This is a genomic window from Aureimonas sp. SK2 (assembly GCF_029813115.1).
In the GTDB taxonomy this organism is placed as follows: domain Bacteria; phylum Pseudomonadota; class Alphaproteobacteria; order Rhizobiales; family Rhizobiaceae; genus Aureimonas.
On sequence record NZ_JAPZDS010000011.1, the window covers coordinates 122555 to 139091 of the forward strand.

Below are 16537 nucleotides of genomic sequence, written 5' to 3' on the forward strand. Positions count from 1 at the left end.
CGAAGGCGCTCAGCGCGCCGGGGGCGCGGGCGGACCTGCCGGCGGCGGCGGTTCGGCAAGGCCGGCCTGCGGTCCGCTCATGAGGGCGGCGAGAAGGCGGGCGGCGAGGCTGTCGTAGTTGCCGTCGAAATGGTGGCCGCCCTCCAGCGGCAGCTTCGTGACGGCCGCGAGCTTCGGGTCGAGACAGGCAGTGTCGTCCTCGTCCTTGCCGTAGACGCACAGGACGCGATCGGCGGGCAGACCCGCGGCGGCGGCTACCACGTCGCTATCGCCGGTGGACATGCCGAGCCAACCGCCGACCGAAATCTGGAACCCGGTCTGGTGGGAGGGCGCGAGCAGGCCGACCAGCGACACGCGCTTCGTCCACTCGCCAGGCATGTCGGCGAAGGCGAAGGGAAGCGTGTCGGCGCCGAACGAGTAGCCGAGGAGGCCGATCGGCAGGTTCGCGGCGGGCTTGGCGTCGGCGAGCATCGAGGAAATGTCGTCTGCCATCTGCTTGGCCGACTTTTCCGACCAGAAATAGCGCAGGGAATCGACGCCGATCACCTCGATCCCTTCGGCGGTCAGCCAGTCGCCGATCGTCTTGTCGAGGTCGCGCCAGCCGCCGTCGCCGGAAAAGAAGACCACGAGGCCGCGCGGCTGGCCCTTGGGCTTGCCCACGACGATCGGCAGTTCGGTCCTGTCGGCATCGGCGATGGCTCGCGCACCCTGGACTGTGGCTGTCTCCTGCGCCTCGGCGCCCGCGACGGTGGTCTGCCCGGCGCGCATCGGCGCCGACATGGCGGTCGCGATCTCGGTGCCGCTCTGCGCCACGAAGGTGAAGGGCGCGGGAAGTTCGGCGCCGCGGTCGTAGGCGAAGGCGCCCGGTCCCTCGGGCGTCGCCGTCGCCCCTTCGCAGACCGGAATGCGCGAGCGGGCGGCGGGCGGAGCGTTCAGGCCGATCCCGCCCGCGAGCGTCGCCGCCGGGGCATCGGCGACGGCGGCATAGGCGAGGGTCCCTCCCTCGCCGCGACCGACCACGACGGGGTGGAAATAGGTGTCGAGTTCGAGCGCGCGCAGGGCCTCCTTGGCGATCCCCTCGAGGTCGGAGCCGAGATAGATGCACTCGCCGTCCGGCCCGGCATCCGTGTCCAACGCCGCCATCCAGCGGTCGAGGTCCACGGGAAGGACGATCAGGCCTTCGTCCACGAGCTGCGAGGCGAGTTCGCGGTCGGCGGACGTGAGGCCGCCGCGATCCGACAGGAGGACCACGAGGCCGGCCGGATCGTCGCCGGGCGTCAGCACCTCCACGTCGCGCAGGTTGTCGGAGGTGATGCGCGTGACGGCGAGGCTCCCGGCAGCTTCGTCCAGCGCATGCGAGGCGAGCCAGGCGGAACTCGCGCCGCCGAGGATCATGAGGGTCAGCGAGGCGGTCAGGACGGTCAGGGAGCGCTTCATGAATCCTGCTTGGGTCGGCCGGAAATCAGGGCGGTGACATCGACGAGGCATTTGGCCGTGTCGAAGCCGCCGGGACAGATCAGGTAGTGCGGCGTCCAGACGGGATTGAACTTCTGCTTGAACGCCTTCAGCCCGTCGAAATGATAGAAGTTGCCGCCCTTGCGATACAGGAAGGAGCCGAAGCGGTTCCAGCGCGATGCGCCGCGCCGGTCCACGAGGCCCGACAAGGGAGCCGCCCCAAGGTTGAACCAGCGATAGCCCTCGTCCTTGCCGTACATCAGGAGCCTGGCGAAGAGCGCATCCATGAGCACGCGCGACACGTCGGGCAGGAAGCGCATGAGATCGATCGAAAGCTCCTCCTTGCCGGCCCCCCGCCAGAGATTGGCGAAGGCGACGATCGCGCCGTCCTTGCGCATGACCGCCATGTCGAAGTGCCGGAGATAGTCGGGGTCGAAATAGCCGAGCGAGAAGCCCTTCTCGGAGCCGGCCTTGTTCTGGAGCCACGCGTCGGAGACCGCGCGCAGCTCCTCTATCTCGGCCATCACCGCTTCCGGCCCGATGATCTCGAATTCCAGCCCCTCGCGCTCCGCACGCCGGATGGCGGTACGCAGGTTCTGCATCTTGGGGCCTTCGAGCTTGAAGGCCGGCAGATCCACGCGCGCGACCTCGCCGAGCTTGAGTGCGGTCAGGCCCATGTCCAGGAACAGCGGAAGGCTCGGGGCGCCCACCTCGTAGAAGACCGGCCGCTCCGCCTGCCGGTCCGCGAGGTCGCGGAAGCTCCAGGCGAGTTCGGTGACGACATCGGGCGGGCCGACGGGCTCGCCGAGCGCGATCAGGCTTCCGCCCGAGCGCGCATACATCACGAAGCCGCGCCGGTCGGGCGAGAACAGGAAGCGTTTGTCCCCGAGCAGGGCCAGACAGGACATCGTGGACGGAGAGGTCGCGACGATCTCGGGAACTTCCGGCGGTACGGCGCTGGCGCGCTGCAGGCGCTCGGTCCGCCGGTGGATGGCGACGTCGAGACCGACCGCCGCCACGATCGCCACCGCCACCACGCTCGCCCGCAGGAAGCGCGGCGCGTCGGCGTCCAGCGCGAAGTCCCACCACATCGTGTTGGCGTATTCCACGTGGCGATAGGCGAAGAAGCCGAGCCAGATGGACGCCATGACCGTGGCGAGGACCGCCGCCAGCCAGCTCCAGGTGAGGGCGAACGGGTTGAGCACGGAGCGCCGGTAGAAGGCACGCCGGAAGCCGAGGAGAAGCGTCGCCTGGACCACGAGGAGCACGGCCTCCTCCCAGTCGAGACCGCGGAAGACGGCGAACACCGCACCGGCGAGGAGAAGGCCGAGCGAGACGACCCAGGCGCGCCACAGCCGCTTGGCAAGTCCCCGCGCGACGATCAGCAGCGCCACACCGACGAAGCTCGCCGCGAGCTGCGACATCTCGATGAAGGGGAGCGGGACGATGTCGCCCAGCGTGCCGATGCGCTGCTCGGCGGTGGGCAGCGAGCCGGAGGCGAGCAGCACCAGTCCGCCGCCGAACGTCAGGGCGGCGACGGCCGGCGGCACGATGGGCTCGACCGCCCGCACGAGTTCCTTCGCCGGCCCGGTCACCACGCCGCGGCGGCGGACTGCTTCCACCACCGCGAGGCCGATCACGGTCACGACCAGCGGCATCACCGTGTAGATGAGGCGGTACAGCACCAGGGCCGCGACGACATCTGCGCGGTCCGAAAGGCCGAGCGTGACAAGTAGCGTCGCCTCGAAGGCGCCGAGCCCCCCCGGCGCAGAGGACGCCACGCCGACCACGGTGGCCACGGCGAAGACCAGGGAGAAGAGAAGGAAGCTGCCCACCGTGCCCGGAGGCATCAGGACGTAGAGGACGGCCGCGGCGGCCCCCACATCGACGATGCCGGCCACGAGTTGGACCAGCGCCCCGCGATGCGAAGGCAGGGCCATGTGGAAGCGGCCGATCCGCACTTCGCGCGCCCCGCGCGAAAGCCAGAACACGAAGAGCGCGACCAACGCGACGATCACGACGCCGAGAACCAGATCGACGCGGTGGTCGATGTCCCGGAGGAAGGGGATGCCGCTCGGATCCACCATCAGAGCGACGCCGAGCATGATGGCGAGCGCGAACCAGAGGGCGAACCAGGACGTGCCGACGATGCGGCCGATGTCGGCCAGCTCGATCCCGCCGGACTTGTAGGCATGGTAGCGCAGGGCGCCGCCGGTCAGCAGCGGGAAGCCGAGCGCGTTGGAGATGGCGTAGCCCGCCGCCCCGACGGTGGCCGCGACGGGGCGCGACACGCGGCCAGGCGCGATCGTTTCGACGGCGACGACATCGTAGAGGGAAACCGCCGCGAAGCTGACGACGGTGAAGAAGACGGCGAGGACGAGTGCCGTCGCCGGGACGTTCGAGAACGCGGCGCGGATCTCGTCCAGCGAGAGATCCGCCATCATGGCGTGAAGCGTCGTGAACGCGACCGCCGTGATCGCCAGACCGATGCCGACGGGTATCCAGGTCTTCCAGCCGCGCCCCGATCGTGGCGCCGGTTCGCTGACTTCCGCTTCCACGCTCATCGCCACCTGCACGTCCTGGCTTTTCGCCATATGCCCGCATGGGCATCGGCGGGAAGGGGGAGTGACCCAAAACGTGGGCGGCCACAAGTCGTGCGATCCGTCTTACGGAAAATTAAGACGCCGAGCCCAACCATTCGCCGAAGGTCCCCGTCCTGGTTCACCTGTGCTGCTGCCATCGTCGACGATCCGTCAGGTAACGGAACCATAACGTGCACGATCTAAGGAATATTGCCGAACATTTCGTTCTTCGCGGCCCGATCTCAGGGTGGACAGAGGCTTCGTGAAAACACGGTCGTACATCTCGATCAACGCGAAGCTCCTGGCGTGCGGGCTGGCCCTGGCGCTTTTGGGTGCCGGCTTCACCATGGCCGTCAACCGCAGCAGCGAGGCGGTGGTCGAGTCGGTCGACCGCGTCTTCCGCGAGGGCGCCGATCCTCTGGCGCGCGTCGAAGCCGCCTTCGTGCGGGCGGACGAACTGGCCGAGCGGTTCTCCAACGAGCGTATGGGCGACCCGAACCGCATCGTCACGCGCGAGGAGACCTCGCGGCTGGCCGAAGGGCTGTCCAAGATCCTGACCGAGTTGCGGACGGTGTCGCTGGAAGGGCGTCCCGTCAGCCGTCGCCTCGACAATCTCGCCTACGCAATCAACCGGTTGCGCATGGCGGACGGGGACATCACCCGGCGTCTTCTGCGCCGAGAGATGAGCCAGATCGTGACCAGCCTCAACTTCATCACCCGCGACATGCGCGACGAGGTGGCGGCTTTGCGCGCGGAAACCGCCTCCCGCTCGGAGAACCTGAAGCGCTTCCTGTCGCTCGGGGTTCTGGCCGGAATCATGGCCGGCCTGCTGATGCTCCTGTTCCTGATGCGTAGCATCGCGCGGTCCATCCGACAGGCCACCGTGAACCTTCTGAGGGTGAGCGGGGAGGACGTGCAGCCTCCCCGGCACGGCGATGCGATCGAGCAGCTCGAGGCGGCGATCCACTTCATCGAGGCGACGGTCGACGGACGCTTCCAGGAGATCGCCGAGGGCGGCAACCGGACGAAGCGCCGCTTCGAGGAAGAGCTTCAGCGCCAGCGCCGCCGCTTCGACGACGCGCTGAACAACGTACCGCAGGCCTTCTGCGTGATCGACGATGAGAACAAGCTTCTCAGCGTCAACGCGGCCTTCTCGGAACTGTTTCCGACCATGCGCGTCGGAATGGCGACGATGGGCGAGGAGGCCGATCCGCTGCTGGCCGCGCTTCTGGCCGGACCGCACCAGGAGTTCGAGTCGCGCGAGACGGCGGATGGTCGAAACTTCGAGCTTCGCCGCCATGCCAGCCCGCATGTCGGCGGCACGATCGTGATCTTCGAGGACGTGACCCGGATCCAGGCCGCGAACCGGGAGATGGAACGGCTTTCCGGTCAGGACCCCCTCACGGGCCTCGCCAACCGCACCCGCTTCTATACCGCTCTCGACGAGATGCTGCAGGGCTACGGCGGCGACAGCGACATCGTGGTCCTGTCGATCGACGTCGAGGACTTCAACACCGTGAACGCCACGCTGGGCCAGCGGGCCGGCGACGATCTGCTTCGTCAGCTCGGCGAGCGGTTCAGGAGCCTGGTTCCCTCCGACGCGCTCGTCGCGCGGCTGGACGGCGACGAGTTCGGCATCCTCCTCGTGGCCCCGGAGGAACCGGGCTCCAAGCAGCGGCTGGTGCGGGCCGTGATGGACGTCGTGGACGGGCGTCCGATCCGCGTGGCGGGGCGTCCGCTCGCCGTGTCCGTCGCGGTCGGCATGGTCTCGATCAGCCGCGACGACCGGACGTCGGGCCTCGACGCGGCCCGCGCGATGCAGGACTGCGAACTCGCGCTCCAGCAGGCGAAGGCGCAGCCGACGCGCAAGTTCAAGGCCTATCGTCCCGAGCTGCGCGAGGAGCTCCAGGCGAAGCAACTGATGATCGCCGACCTGCGCGCCGCGCTCGAGCGGGGCGAGTTCGAGCTGCATTTCCAGCCCTTCGTCGATCTCAAGCGACGGGCCGTGTCGGGCTTCGAGGCGCTGGTGCGCTGGCGTCATCCGACGCGCGGACTGGTCGGGCCTGCGACCTTCATCCCCCTGATGGAGGAGATGGGGATGATCGTCCCGCTCGGGCGCTTCGTGCTGGCCGAGGCCTGCCGCCAGGCCGCCGGGTGGCCGGCGAACCTCACCATCTCGGTCAACCTGTCGCCGATCCAGGTGAAGAGCCCGGGCCTCGTCGCAGCCGTCCAAAGCGCTTTGAAGACCAGCGGTCTCGCGCCCCAGCGCCTGCAGCTCGAGGTCACGGAATCACTGTTCCTCGACGACGCGGAAGGGGTTCTCGAGACGCTCCAGAACCTTCGCAAGCTCGGGCTCGTCGTTTCCATGGACGATTTCGGGACCGGCTATTCGTCGCTCGGCTATCTCAGCCGTTTCCCCTTCGACAAGATCAAGATCGACCAGTCCTTCGTGCGCGACATGAACCGCGACGAGAACATCGCCATCGTGCGCGCCGTGATGGGGCTCGGCGCGGCGATGAAGATGAACGTCATCGCCGAAGGCGTCGAGACGGTCGACCAGCTTTTGCGCCTCGAGCAGGAGGGCTGCCGCGAGGTCCAGGGATACCTCTTCGCCAAGCCGCGCCCCGCTTCGGACCTGCCCAAGATCCTGGTGGACGTGCGCGAGGGGTTCCGGAGCGGCCGCTTCAGCGGCAAGCCGCCGGCCGAGGTCATGAAGGCCGGCTGAGGTCAGCCAGGGGAGATCGACGTCTTCAGCCGCCGCGACAGCTCGTCGAACGGGGCGGTGGACGGGTCGTCGACCGGATGCTGCATCATGCAGCCGTAGACGTGGGGCACCAGGTCCACGGCCTGATCGAGCGTCGGATCGGCACCGCGCTGGTAGCCGCCGAGCAGACGCAGGTCGCGCGTGTCCTCGTAGCGCGCGATCATCGCCTTGAGCCGGGAGACGAGCTCACGCTCCTCCGGCTTCCAGGCGAGGTCGGCCATGCGCGAGATCGACTTCAGGAGATCGATCGCGGGAAAGCGGCCTTCCTCGGCGATCGCCCGGTCGAGGACGATATGCCCGTCGAGCGTGCCGCGGATCGCGTCGGCCACCGGCTCGTTGTGGTCGTCGCCATCGACCAGCACGGCGAAGAGGCCGGTGATCGTGCCCTTTCCTTCCGCGCCGGGACCGGCCCGCTCCAGAAGGCGGGGCAGTTCGGAGAAGACGCTGGGCGGATAGCCGCGCGCCACCGGCGGCTCGCCGGCCGCGAGCGCCACGTCGCGCGCCGCATGGGCGAGGCGCGTCACGGAATCGACGATCAGGAGGACATGGTCGCCCTGGTCGCGGAAGTATTCCGCAACGGTCATCGCGGTCTTGGGGGCAAGGCGGCGCATCATGGCGCTCTCGTCGCCCGTCGCCACCACCGTGACGACGCGCGAGAGGTCGCCGCGCATGGTCTCCTCCAGGAACTCGCGCACCTCTCGGCCGCGCTCGCCGACCAGGGCCACGACCACCGTGTCGAAGCCGGGCGCCCGCGCCAGCATGCCCATCAGGGTCGACTTGCCGACGCCCGAGCCGGCGAAGATCCCCATGCGCTGGCCGCGGATCAGCGGCGTGAAGATGTCGATCGCGCGCACCCGCGTCGGTACGGGCTGGCGGATGCGGGCGCGCCGCATCGCCGCGTCGGGAAGCTGGTCGGTGACGAACTCGGTGTCGCCGTTCTCCAGCGGCCCGAGATCGTCGCAGGGGCGTCCGAAGGCGTCCACCGTCCGTCCCTTCCAGGCAGGGGACGGCGCGACCGTGACCGGGCCGGTGCGCCAGGCCAGCGTGCGCACGCCGCTGTGGAAGCGCACGGCAAACGGCTTGACGGTGGCCGCGGCCTCCTCGACGCGCACGACCTCGCCGAGCTCGGGTCCCTGCGGACCCTCGCAGACCACGCAGTCGCCGAGCCGCACATAAGGGCTGAGGCCGGCCACGCGGAACGACTGGGGCGTAACGTCGACCACATGGCCGCTGACGCGCACCAAGGGCTGATCCAGGCCGGACAGATCCTTCCTCCGGCTGGCTTCCGTCACTTGTTGGCTCCGAGCTGGGTGACAGCCCCGTTCAGCGAGTTCTCGGAGGTCTGGATCACGCTGGCGGCCTGCTCGAACACCCGCTGCACTTCGATGAGGCGGGTCATCTCAAGGATCGGATTGACGTTGGAGCCTTCCACGAAGCCTTGTGCGATGCGGTCGTCGTTGAAGTCCACGACGGGCTGCGCCGGCGCATCGGGCACCACGCCGGACGTGCCGGCGCGCGACAGGTTGGCCCCGGCCGGCATCCGGAAGAGGCCGACGGCGCCGATCTGGCCGCCGCCCTGGGTGATCATGCCGTCACGGGCGACCTGGATCGGGCCGCCGTTCGGGTCGATCTGGAGCGGTGCGCCGCCGACGTCGAGAAAGGGCTCGCCGTTCACGGTGCGCAGTTCGCCTTCCTCGGACATCATCATCCGCCCGTCGCGCGTGTAGACGGGGCCGCGCGGGGTCTGGATCGCGAAGAAGGCGTCGCCGGCCACCGCCAGGTCGAGCGGGTTGCCGGTCTGGGTCAGCGCGCCGGCGCGGGTCGACAGGAACTGCTGCCCTTCGGAGACGAAGGCCACCGGCCGATTGGACGCGCGCGACAGGATCGTCTCGAACTTCACCTCTTCCGCACGAAACCCGGGCGTGGACGCATTCGCCAGCTTGTTGGCCAGCGACTCTAGACGCTTCTCCATGGCGAGCTGCGCGGAAAGGGCGACGGGGAGCGTGGTTTGCATGGGGTATCCGGGACTGATCGGCTGGAACGGGGTCGGCCCTGTGCGGGGACGGACCGAAGCGCCGCCATCCTGCCCGATGCGAATGGATCGAGGCTGACCGCTGCCGCGAGCCGGCCAAGGGACCGCCGGCTGCGACCGGTCTCCCCGCACAGTCTCGCGCAAGTCCGCCCCGTTAATCCTTCTTACCAATTCCTTTATCGTTCAAGGACAGCCCGATGGGTATCATTCTCGGCCTTATCGTGACGGTCGGCTGCGTTCTCGGCGGCTATGTCGCGGCAGGCGGACATCTCTATGTGCTCTGGCAGCCCTACGAGCTCGTCATCATCCTGGGCGCCGCCCTCGGCACGTTCCTGATCGCCAACAACATGAAAGTGGTGAAGGACACCGGAAAGGCGATCGGCGAGGCCTTCAAGAACGCCGTTCCCAAGCAGCGCGACTATCTCGACCTCCTGAGCCTCCTTCACTCGCTGATGCGCGAGATGAAGTCGAAGTCGCGCTCGGAGTTCGAGTCGCACGTCGACAACCCGGCAGAATCCTCGATCTTCAGCGCCTTCCCGAACATCCTGAAGAACAAGCCGATGACCGACTTCATCTGCGACTACTGCCGCCTGATCATCGTCGGCAACGCCCGTCCGCACGAGATCGAGGCGCTGATGGAGGAGGAGATCCAGACGGTCGCGCGCGACCAGCTGAAGCCCAAGCACGCCATCCAGGACATCGCCGACGGTCTGCCGGCGCTGGGCATCGTGGCCGCGGTTCTGGGTATCGTGCACGCCATGGGCGCCCTCGACCAGTCGCCGGAAGTGCTCGGCCATCTCGTGGGCGCGGCGCTCGTCGGCACCTTCGCGGGCATCTTCTTTGCCTATGGCGTCTTCGGCCCGCTCGCCACCAAGGTGAAGAGCGTGCGCGAGAAGAAGATGCGCATGTACGTCATCATCAAGCAGACGCTGATCGCCTACATGAACGGCGCTCTTCCGCAGGTGGCACTGGAATACGGCCGCAAGGCGATCTCAGCCTACGACCGTCCGACCATCGACCAGGTGGAAGCCGAGACGATCGGCGGCGCGCCCTCGGCCGCATAAGGAGGGACCATGGACACGGTCACCGAACGCAACATCGGCGAGCGCCTGCGCTCCGCCGCCCGGATCGAGCCGGAAAAGTTCCCGCGCCTCAAGATCATCGGAACCCAGTGGGCCGAGGCCGTGTCCGCCAAGCTGGCGGCCAGCCACGCCAGTCCGCTCGCCGTCGAGTTCGTCGCGTCCTCGCCCTTCGCGCTGTCGCGCTCGGCCCTCGCCGAGACGGACACGCAGCTCGCCCTGACGGTCCGCTCGTCCAAGTGGCGCGAGATGGCTCTCGTCGCCGCCGACGGCCGCTTCGCCGATACGGTGACCGAAGCCGGCTTCGGCGGCGACGGGCGCGACGCGCCCGGGCCGGCGCGTCCGCTCACCAGCGTCGGGCGTTTCTTCGCCGACGCCGCACTGCGCGCCTTCGTCGATGCCGGCAACGCGGTGTTCGCCGATGTCGTCGCGCTCGGCATGTCGCCCGACCGCTTCGTCAGCGACGGCATCGGCGAGAAGCTCGACGAATGGATCGCGCCGGAAGCGCGCAGCTTCGTGGAGTTCCGCTTCCGCGTGTCGATCGGACGCTGCGAGGCGGCGCTGAGGGTGGCGGTTCCCGAGGCCGCGCTGGCGCCGCACCGCCGCAAGTTCGCCGCCGTTCCCGAGGAAGGCCCGTCCATCGTTGACGAGACCTGGACGCGCGACCTGGAGGCCGGCTTCCAGAAGACGGACATGCACGTGCGCGCCATCCTTTGCGAGCAGCAGACGTCCCTCGGCGAGATCTCGATGCTCCAGGTCGGCCAGACGCTGGCGCTCGACGCCACGATGCAGAGCCTGGTGCTTCTGGAATGCGAGGGCCAGCGCCTGTTCCGCGGCACGATGGGCCGCTCGCGCGACACCTATGTCGTCAAGGTCTCGGAACCCGTGGACCCGACGGAGGAGTTCATCGATGACATCCTGGCTCATTGACGCCGTCCTGATCGGCGCCCTCATCGTCACGAGCTGGCGGACGGGCTCCATGTACAAGGAGCTGAAGCGGCTGCGCTCGGAGGAGACCGGCTTCTGGCAGGCTCTGGAGGACGCCGACGCCTCGATCAACCGCGCGGCCAATGCCGTGGTGCTCCTGAAGAGCGAGGGCGTGCGCACGCTGCGTGCTCTGGAAGAGCGGGCCGCCGAAGCGCACGAGCTGGCCGAGCGCCTGGACATCCTGCTCGACGCCTATGAGCAGAAGCGCGTCGCTCCAGTCACATCCGCCCCCATCCCGCACGACAACGACGCGATCTCCCGTTTCGCGTCAGTTCCGAACACTATTCGTTGATTCCAGGATCGCCCGCGATCCGACCCCATTCCAAGGACGACCCCGATGCAGAACGAGACGATGGAACTCGAGACCGAAAGCCAGTTCGGTGGCCAGTTCGGCGCCATGGACGCGGGCTTCGACATGGACGAGACGGTCGAGGACACCGACGAGGACGATCACGGCCTGGACCATGGCATGGATCACGGCATGGGCTTTGCCGACGTCGAGGAGGAGCCGGTCGTCGAGGCGCAGCCCAATCTCGACGTCATCATGAGCATCCCCGTGACCATGCAGGTCGTGCTCGGCTCCACGGTGATGCCGGTCGCCAACCTGATGAAGCTCGGGCGCGGCGCCGTGGTGAAGCTCGACACCAGCATCTCCGATCCGGTTGACCTCATCGTCAACGGGCGCATCGTCGCCCGCGGCGAGGTCGTCGTCCTGGAGAACGAGGAGTCCCGCTTCGGCATCACGCTGACCGAGATCGTCTCGCCCACCGCCCGCCAGCCGCGCGCCAAGGGCGCCTGACGACTGATGCTCCTGGAAGCCTATCAGAGCCGAGAGCTGGGAGCGCCGACCCTGTCCGGTGCGTCGCGCGCCGCCATCCTGCTCCTGACGCTGGGCGGGGAGGGCGCCACCAAGCTCCTGAAGCACTTCTCCTCCGAGGAGATCAAGGCGCTGCGCCAGAGCGCGGCGCTGCCCAACCCCGTCACGCCGATGGAGCTCGACGAGATCGTCGCCGACTTCCAGGACGCCTTTCGCGCCGGACCGGCCATCACGGGTCTCGAGGACGAGCTGACCAAGCTCCTGCGCAGCAGCCTGCCCAAGGAAGAGCTGGCGCTGGTCTTCGAGGGCGAGACCTTGTCGGCCGAGGAGGGCGGACCGCCCGTCTGGCAGGAGATCGAGCAGCTCGGGAGTGACGCGGTCCTGAAGATTCTGGACCGCGAGCACCCGCAGGTCGCGGCCTATATCCTGCAGCGCCTGAAGTCGGATCTCGCCGCCACGGTCGTCGCCAGCATGCCGCCGGCCCGGCGCAACGACGTCATGCGCCGCATGCTGTCCTCCGCGCCGCCGCCGGAGTCGGTGGCCCGGCTGATCGAGAAGCGCTGCCGCGACGCCTTCGTGTCCTCCTCCAACGGGGCGGAGCGCCGCGAGCGCTACGCGACCATGGCGGAGATCGTGAACCGGATGGACAAGGCACAGACCGAGGAACTCCTGTCCTCGCTCGAGAGTGCCGAGCCCGAAGAGGCGGCGGCGCTGCGCAAGCTGCTCTTCGCCTTCGAGGACGTCGGGTCCTTGAGCAAGAAGGCGCGTCTCGTCCTGTTCGACGCGATCCCGGTGGAGCAGGTCACCGTGGCGCTGACCGGCGCCGCGCAGGACCTTCGCGAGGCCGTGCTCTCGGCGCTCGGCGCGCGCGCCCGGCGCATGGTGGAAGCCGAGCTCGGTCGCAACGAGCCCGCGGCGGCCGACGCCATCCAGGCGGCCCGGCGCGCCATCGCCTCCACCGCCCTGCGCATGTCCGGCGAAGGTCGCATCGACCTCACCGAGCCGGCCGACGCCTGAACCCATCGACCCGGCCCCGGCGCTGAAAGGCGGCCGGGGCCGGTCTAATTTCGCAGGAAGGCGAGCGCGCGATGTCGGAGGGTGCGGACAAGGAGTCCCAAACCGAGGAACCGACCGAGAAGAAGATCCGCGATACCGTCGAGAAGGGCAATCTTCCCATCTCGCGCGAGGCGCCGATCCTGGCTTCTCTCCTGGCCGCCATCGCCGTCGTGGTCTTCCAGGCGCGCAACAATGCGGCGCAACTGGCCGGCGACCTCAAGGTCACCTTCGAGAATCCGCTGCAATGGTCGATCGGGAACGGCATCGACGCCCTGCAGTTCCTGCACACGATCACCGCCCAGAGCGCGCGCTTCGTGCTGCCAGCGACCGGTCTCTTCCTGCTGGCGGGCATCCTTGCTTCGCTGCTCCAAAATCCGCCTCAGATCAATCTTGAGCGCATCCGCCCGAAATACTCCAACATCTCGCCGTCGAGCGGTTGGGGCCGAATGTTTGGACGTCGAGGATTCACGGAATTCGGTAAATCCTTATTCAAGTTCTCCGCCGTTACGATCCTGGTCGGTTGGATCTTGTCCGACGAACTGCCACTCCTCCTGAAGACGATGTTCTCGGACCCACTCCTTCTTCCCGAAACGATCCTGGGCCTGGCCATGCGGCTGCTGGCCGCGGTGTCGGTGGCCACGATCGTGCTCGTCGCCGCCGATCTTCTCTTCTCCCGCATCCTGTGGCGGCGCGACCTGCGCATGTCCAAGCAGGAGATCAAGGACGAGATGAAGCAGTCGGAAGGCGATCCCATGGTCAAGGCGCGCCAGCGCCAGATCGCCCGCGAGCGCACCAAGAAGCGCATGATGGCTGCCGTGCCGCGCGCCACGGTCGTGATCGCCAACCCGACCCACTACGCCATCGCGCTGCGCTACGTGCGCGAGGAGGGCGGGGCGCCGGTGGTCGTGGCCAAGGGCGTCGACGTGCTCGCGCTCAAGATCCGCGAGATCGCAGAGGCCAACGAGATTCCGGTGATCGAAGACAAGCTCTTGGCAAGGTCGATGTATGATCATGTTGAAATCGACCAGATGATTCCGCCGCAATTCTTCAAGGCGGTCGCGGAACTCATCTACTTCCTGCAGGCGCGGTCACAATCGCGCCTGGAGATCGGGGCAGCCTGAACCGGCGACCTGTCGACGCCTGCCTTCCCTTCGGGGAGGTCGTAACGGTCCATTTCGCGTAAAGGTCCTCCATGGGTTCCCACGTCATGCTCAACGTTCGCAACAAGTACGCCGCCGATCGCGAGAAGGCGCTGGCGAACGGGATCAAGGAAGTGGTGGCCGAGCTGCGGCTGGTCGATGTGGTCGATTATGTCGCGTTCCTGCGCATGGACCAGTTCGGCAACATCGCCGACATCCTCGACTCCTCCGCCCAGCTCTATCTTGCGCCCGGCGCGCTGCGCTTTGCGGGCGGCGGTGACGTGCACCTCACCTGGGGCTCGACACCCACCATCGATCTCGACATGGAATTCCACGGGATCGACGTGACCGTCCATTTCAAGCTGTCGCTGACGGCTACGAAGGCGGGCGTTCACATTAACTACATCGCCTTTTCCGATCCGGACGCCGATCCCGCGGCCAACACGGAGCGCCTCAAGGCGGCCATCGCCGCCGCGCGCCTGACGACCGCCGGCTCCGCCTGACGACCGCCGATCCGATCCGAGGATCCAGGGCCCCGCCAGCTGGCGGGGCCCTTTTTCTTGTCCGGATTTTGATTTCGTTAATACTTTTTAACGATCGGTTAATACTAAGAAATCTGTAAGATCGTCAGTTTCGGACAAGTGCCTCTTCCTATGAATGGGGCAACCCAAGACCTGTCCCAGGACGCGATCCATGAGCGAGTTCTACCTCTTCGGGCTCAGTTCCCGCCGCGCCGAATGGCTGTCCGCCCGTCAGGCGGTGGTGGCCGAGAACGTCGCCAACGCCAATACGCCGACCTATCGCGCCAAGGACGTCACGCCCTTCTCCGAGGTGTTGGAAACCACCGCCCTCCAGATGTCGGGCACCAGCGCGAACCATCTCGTGGCCTCGGCCGGGCGCGACTTCGGCGTCGACGAGACCAAGCAGAAGCCCTGGGACGTCACCCATTCCGGCAACTCGGTGAGCTTGGAGCAGGAGATGCTGAAGGCGGGCGAGATCTCGCGCGACTTCACGCTCTCGACCTCGGTCGCCAAGTCGTTCCACCGCATGTTCATGTCGACGCTGAAGGGCTGAGCCCATGACCGACTCCATTTCTTCCGCCCTCAAGATCGCCGCGAGCGGCCTGGAAGCACAGTCCGAGCGCATGCGCGTCGTGTCCGAGAACGTCGCCAACGCGCGTTCCACGGGCGAAACGCCGGGCAGCGATCCCTATCGCCGCAAGACGGTGGCCTTCACCAGCGAGATGGACCGGCTGCTCGGCGCCGACCTCGTGCGCATCAAGTCGGTCGGCACCGATCGCTCCGACTTCAAGATGGAGCTCGACCCCGGCAACCCGGCCGCCGACAAGGACGGCTACGTCAAGATGCCGAACGTCAACATGCTGGTCGAGATGGCCGACATGCGCGAGGCCAACCGGTCCTACGAAGCGAACCTGCAGGTGATCAAGCAGGCGCGCGAACTCATCAACCTCACCATCGATCTCATGAGAGGCTGACGCCCATGATCCCCGCCATCGGCAACGCCATGCCGCGCGTCGACGCCCTGCGCCTCGACGGCCTGTCCGCCCCCTCCGTCGCCGCCGGCGCGTCCAACGTCGCGGAGGCCGGCCAGGGCTTCGCCGCCGCCATGACCGAGATCGCCCGCGAGGCGAGCCAGACCATGAAGAGCGCGGAGACGGTCTCCATCCAGGGCGTCAACGGCAAGGCCTCCGCGCAGGCCGTCGTCGACGCCGTGATGGGCGCCGAGCGGACGCTCCAGACGGCCGTCGCGCTGCGCGACAAGGTCGTCTCCGCCTATCTCGAACTTTCCCGCATGTCGATCTAACGAAAGTACAAGCCCATGCGCGCCCTTGCGATCGCCGCGACCGGCATGAACGCCCAGCAGACCAATGTCGAAGTGATCGCGAACAACATCGCGAACATCAACACCACCGGCTTCAAGCGCTCGCGCGCCGAGTTCACCGATCTTCTCTACCAGGTGGAGCGGATGCAGGGCGTGCCGGCGCGCGGCGGCGAGAACGTCGTGCCCGAGGGGGCGCGGATCGGCCTCGGCGTGCGCACGGCCGCCGTGCGCGCCGTCCATATCCAGGGCGCGCTCGAGCAGACCGGCAACAATCTCGACCTCGCCATCAACGGCCAGGGCTGGTTCCAGATCCAGGGCCCGGGCGGCGAGACGCTCTATACGCGCGACGGCGCCTTTAACAAGAACGACGCCGGCCAGATCGTCACCATCGACGGCTTCACCGTCGATCCCGGCATCACCGTGCCGCAGAACACGACGGACATCGCCGTCAACGATTCGGGCGAGGTCTATGCCACGGTGGACGGCGAGGCGCAGCTCATCGGCCAGTTGACGATCGTCAACTTCGCCAACGAGCCCGGTCTGGCCGCCGAGGGCGGAAACCTCTTCCGCGAGACGGCCGCCTCCGGCGCGCCGATCGCTGGCGTGCCGGGCGATCCGGGTTACGGCGTCATCAAGCAGGGCTACCTGGAAAACTCCAACGTCGATCCGGTGAAGGAAATCTCCGAGCTGATCTCGGCGCAGCGCGCCTACGAGATGAACTCCAAGGTCATCCAGGCCGCAGACGAGATGTCCGGCGTCGTCTCCAAGGGTATCCGCTAAGCGT

General features: G+C 67.6%; 16 protein-coding genes. 12 read left to right on the plus strand and 4 right to left on the minus strand.

The features are described from left to right. Positions 1-9: 9 nt before the first annotated feature. Together O5O54_RS15040 and mprF are read right to left on the minus strand one after the other, a co-directional pair. On the minus strand, positions 10-1437 hold the full coding sequence (locus tag O5O54_RS15040; RefSeq protein WP_279482635.1) for an AcvB/VirJ family lysyl-phosphatidylglycerol hydrolase: 1428 nt from the start codon (positions 1435-1437) through the stop codon (positions 10-12). Then, entirely contained in the window at positions 1434-4019 is a 2586-nt protein-coding gene (gene mprF, locus O5O54_RS15045) for a bifunctional lysylphosphatidylglycerol flippase/synthetase MprF (protein WP_279482669.1), read from the minus strand. Before mprF ends, O5O54_RS15040 begins: the two co-directional genes overlap by 4 nt. A 280-nt stretch (positions 4020-4299) precedes the next feature. On the opposite strand from mprF, the gene O5O54_RS15050 reads away from it, so the two are divergent. Beyond that, the gene (locus O5O54_RS15050) at positions 4300-6762 is read left to right on the plus strand and encodes a bifunctional diguanylate cyclase/phosphodiesterase (RefSeq protein ID WP_279482636.1); all 2463 of its coding nucleotides are present in this window, start codon (positions 4300-4302) and stop codon (positions 6760-6762) included. A gap of 2 nt (positions 6763-6764) precedes the next feature. On the opposite strand, the gene O5O54_RS15055 is transcribed toward O5O54_RS15050, so the two are convergent. Both O5O54_RS15055 and flgF read right to left on the minus strand, forming a co-directional pair. Beyond that, positions 6765-8093 (minus strand): FliI/YscN family ATPase, encoded by a 1329-nt coding sequence (locus O5O54_RS15055; protein WP_279482637.1) that lies wholly within the window; start codon positions 8091-8093, stop codon positions 6765-6767. Then, positions 8090-8815, minus strand: a complete 726-nt coding sequence (flgF, locus tag O5O54_RS15060; RefSeq protein WP_279482638.1) for a flagellar basal-body rod protein FlgF — start codon at positions 8813-8815, stop codon at positions 8090-8092. Before flgF ends, O5O54_RS15055 begins: the two co-directional genes overlap by 4 nt. 215 nt (positions 8816-9030) lie before the next feature. Here flgF and motA point away from each other — a divergent pair, with 215 nt between their 5' ends. The 11 genes from motA to flgG all read left to right on the plus strand — a co-directional run bounded on the left by motA (position 9031) and on the right by flgG (position 16533). After that, positions 9031-9897: a flagellar motor stator protein MotA gene (gene motA / locus O5O54_RS15065; protein ID WP_279482639.1), complete on the plus strand. Its 867-nt coding sequence runs from the start codon at positions 9031-9033 to the stop codon at positions 9895-9897. A 9-nt stretch (positions 9898-9906) separates the two neighbouring features. Beyond that, entirely contained in the window at positions 9907-10842 is a 936-nt protein-coding gene (locus O5O54_RS15070) for a FliM/FliN family flagellar motor switch protein (protein WP_279482640.1), read from the plus strand. Beyond that, positions 10823-11191 (plus strand): hypothetical protein, encoded by a 369-nt coding sequence (locus O5O54_RS15075; RefSeq protein WP_279482641.1) that lies wholly within the window; start codon positions 10823-10825, stop codon positions 11189-11191. Before O5O54_RS15070 ends, O5O54_RS15075 begins: the two co-directional genes overlap by 20 nt. A gap of 177 nt (positions 11192-11368) precedes the next feature. Then, positions 11369-11698, plus strand: a complete 330-nt coding sequence (fliN, locus tag O5O54_RS15080) for a flagellar motor switch protein FliN (RefSeq protein ID WP_279482670.1) — start codon at positions 11369-11371, stop codon at positions 11696-11698. Between the two features lie 6 nt (positions 11699-11704). Next, positions 11705-12733 (plus strand): FliG C-terminal domain-containing protein, encoded by a 1029-nt coding sequence (locus O5O54_RS15085; protein ID WP_279482642.1) that lies wholly within the window; start codon positions 11705-11707, stop codon positions 12731-12733. A 71-nt stretch (positions 12734-12804) separates the two neighbouring features. Next, positions 12805-13893 (plus strand): flagellar biosynthesis protein FlhB, encoded by a 1089-nt coding sequence (gene flhB, locus O5O54_RS15090; RefSeq protein WP_279482643.1) that lies wholly within the window; start codon positions 12805-12807, stop codon positions 13891-13893. A 71-nt stretch (positions 13894-13964) separates the two neighbouring features. Continuing rightward, complete coding sequence (locus tag O5O54_RS15095; RefSeq protein WP_279482644.1) at positions 13965-14414, plus strand: hypothetical protein; 450 nt, start codon at positions 13965-13967, stop codon at positions 14412-14414. A 190-nt stretch (positions 14415-14604) separates the two neighbouring features. Then, on the plus strand, positions 14605-14985 hold the full coding sequence (gene flgB / locus O5O54_RS15100; RefSeq protein WP_279482645.1) for a flagellar basal body rod protein FlgB: 381 nt from the start codon (positions 14605-14607) through the stop codon (positions 14983-14985). Between the two features lie 4 nt (positions 14986-14989). Continuing rightward, positions 14990-15406 (plus strand): flagellar basal body rod protein FlgC, encoded by a 417-nt coding sequence (flgC, locus tag O5O54_RS15105; RefSeq protein ID WP_279482646.1) that lies wholly within the window; start codon positions 14990-14992, stop codon positions 15404-15406. 5 nt (positions 15407-15411) lie between these two features. Then, positions 15412-15735 carry a flagellar hook-basal body complex protein FliE gene (locus tag O5O54_RS15110; RefSeq protein WP_279482647.1) on the plus strand — a complete coding sequence of 108 codons (324 nt, stop codon included), beginning with the start codon at positions 15412-15414 and terminating at the stop codon, positions 15733-15735. Between the two features lie 15 nt (positions 15736-15750). After that, positions 15751-16533, plus strand: coding sequence for a flagellar basal-body rod protein FlgG (flgG, locus tag O5O54_RS15115; protein WP_279482648.1), 783 nt, complete (start codon positions 15751-15753; stop codon positions 16531-16533). Positions 16534-16537 lie beyond the last annotated feature (4 nt).

What these genes read in the sequence shown, in the direction of transcription:
- flgC (WP_279482646.1), top strand. Translation starts at nt 14,990, where the DNA reads ATGACCGACTCCATTTCTTCCGCCCTCAAGATCGCCGCGAGCGGCCTG.
- mprF (WP_279482669.1), bottom strand. Translation starts at nt 4,019, where the DNA reads ATGAGCGTGGAAGCGGAAGTCAGCGAACCGGCGCCACGATCGGGGCGC.
- O5O54_RS15040 (WP_279482635.1), bottom strand. Translation starts at nt 1,437, where the DNA reads ATGAAGCGCTCCCTGACCGTCCTGACCGCCTCGCTGACCCTCATGATC.
- O5O54_RS15110 (WP_279482647.1), top strand. Translation starts at nt 15,412, where the DNA reads ATGATCCCCGCCATCGGCAACGCCATGCCGCGCGTCGACGCCCTGCGC.
- O5O54_RS15075 (WP_279482641.1), top strand. Translation starts at nt 10,823, where the DNA reads ATGACATCCTGGCTCATTGACGCCGTCCTGATCGGCGCCCTCATCGTC.
- O5O54_RS15095 (WP_279482644.1), top strand. Translation starts at nt 13,965, where the DNA reads ATGGGTTCCCACGTCATGCTCAACGTTCGCAACAAGTACGCCGCCGAT.
- O5O54_RS15085 (WP_279482642.1), top strand. Translation starts at nt 11,705, where the DNA reads ATGCTCCTGGAAGCCTATCAGAGCCGAGAGCTGGGAGCGCCGACCCTG.
- O5O54_RS15070 (WP_279482640.1), top strand. Translation starts at nt 9,907, where the DNA reads ATGGACACGGTCACCGAACGCAACATCGGCGAGCGCCTGCGCTCCGCC.
- flgB (WP_279482645.1), top strand. Translation starts at nt 14,605, where the DNA reads ATGAGCGAGTTCTACCTCTTCGGGCTCAGTTCCCGCCGCGCCGAATGG.
- flgF (WP_279482638.1), bottom strand. Translation starts at nt 8,815, where the DNA reads ATGCAAACCACGCTCCCCGTCGCCCTTTCCGCGCAGCTCGCCATGGAG.
- fliN (WP_279482670.1), top strand. Translation starts at nt 11,369, where the DNA reads ATGGATCACGGCATGGGCTTTGCCGACGTCGAGGAGGAGCCGGTCGTC.
- flgG (WP_279482648.1), top strand. Translation starts at nt 15,751, where the DNA reads ATGCGCGCCCTTGCGATCGCCGCGACCGGCATGAACGCCCAGCAGACC.
- motA (WP_279482639.1), top strand. Translation starts at nt 9,031, where the DNA reads ATGGGTATCATTCTCGGCCTTATCGTGACGGTCGGCTGCGTTCTCGGC.
- flhB (WP_279482643.1), top strand. Translation starts at nt 12,805, where the DNA reads ATGTCGGAGGGTGCGGACAAGGAGTCCCAAACCGAGGAACCGACCGAG.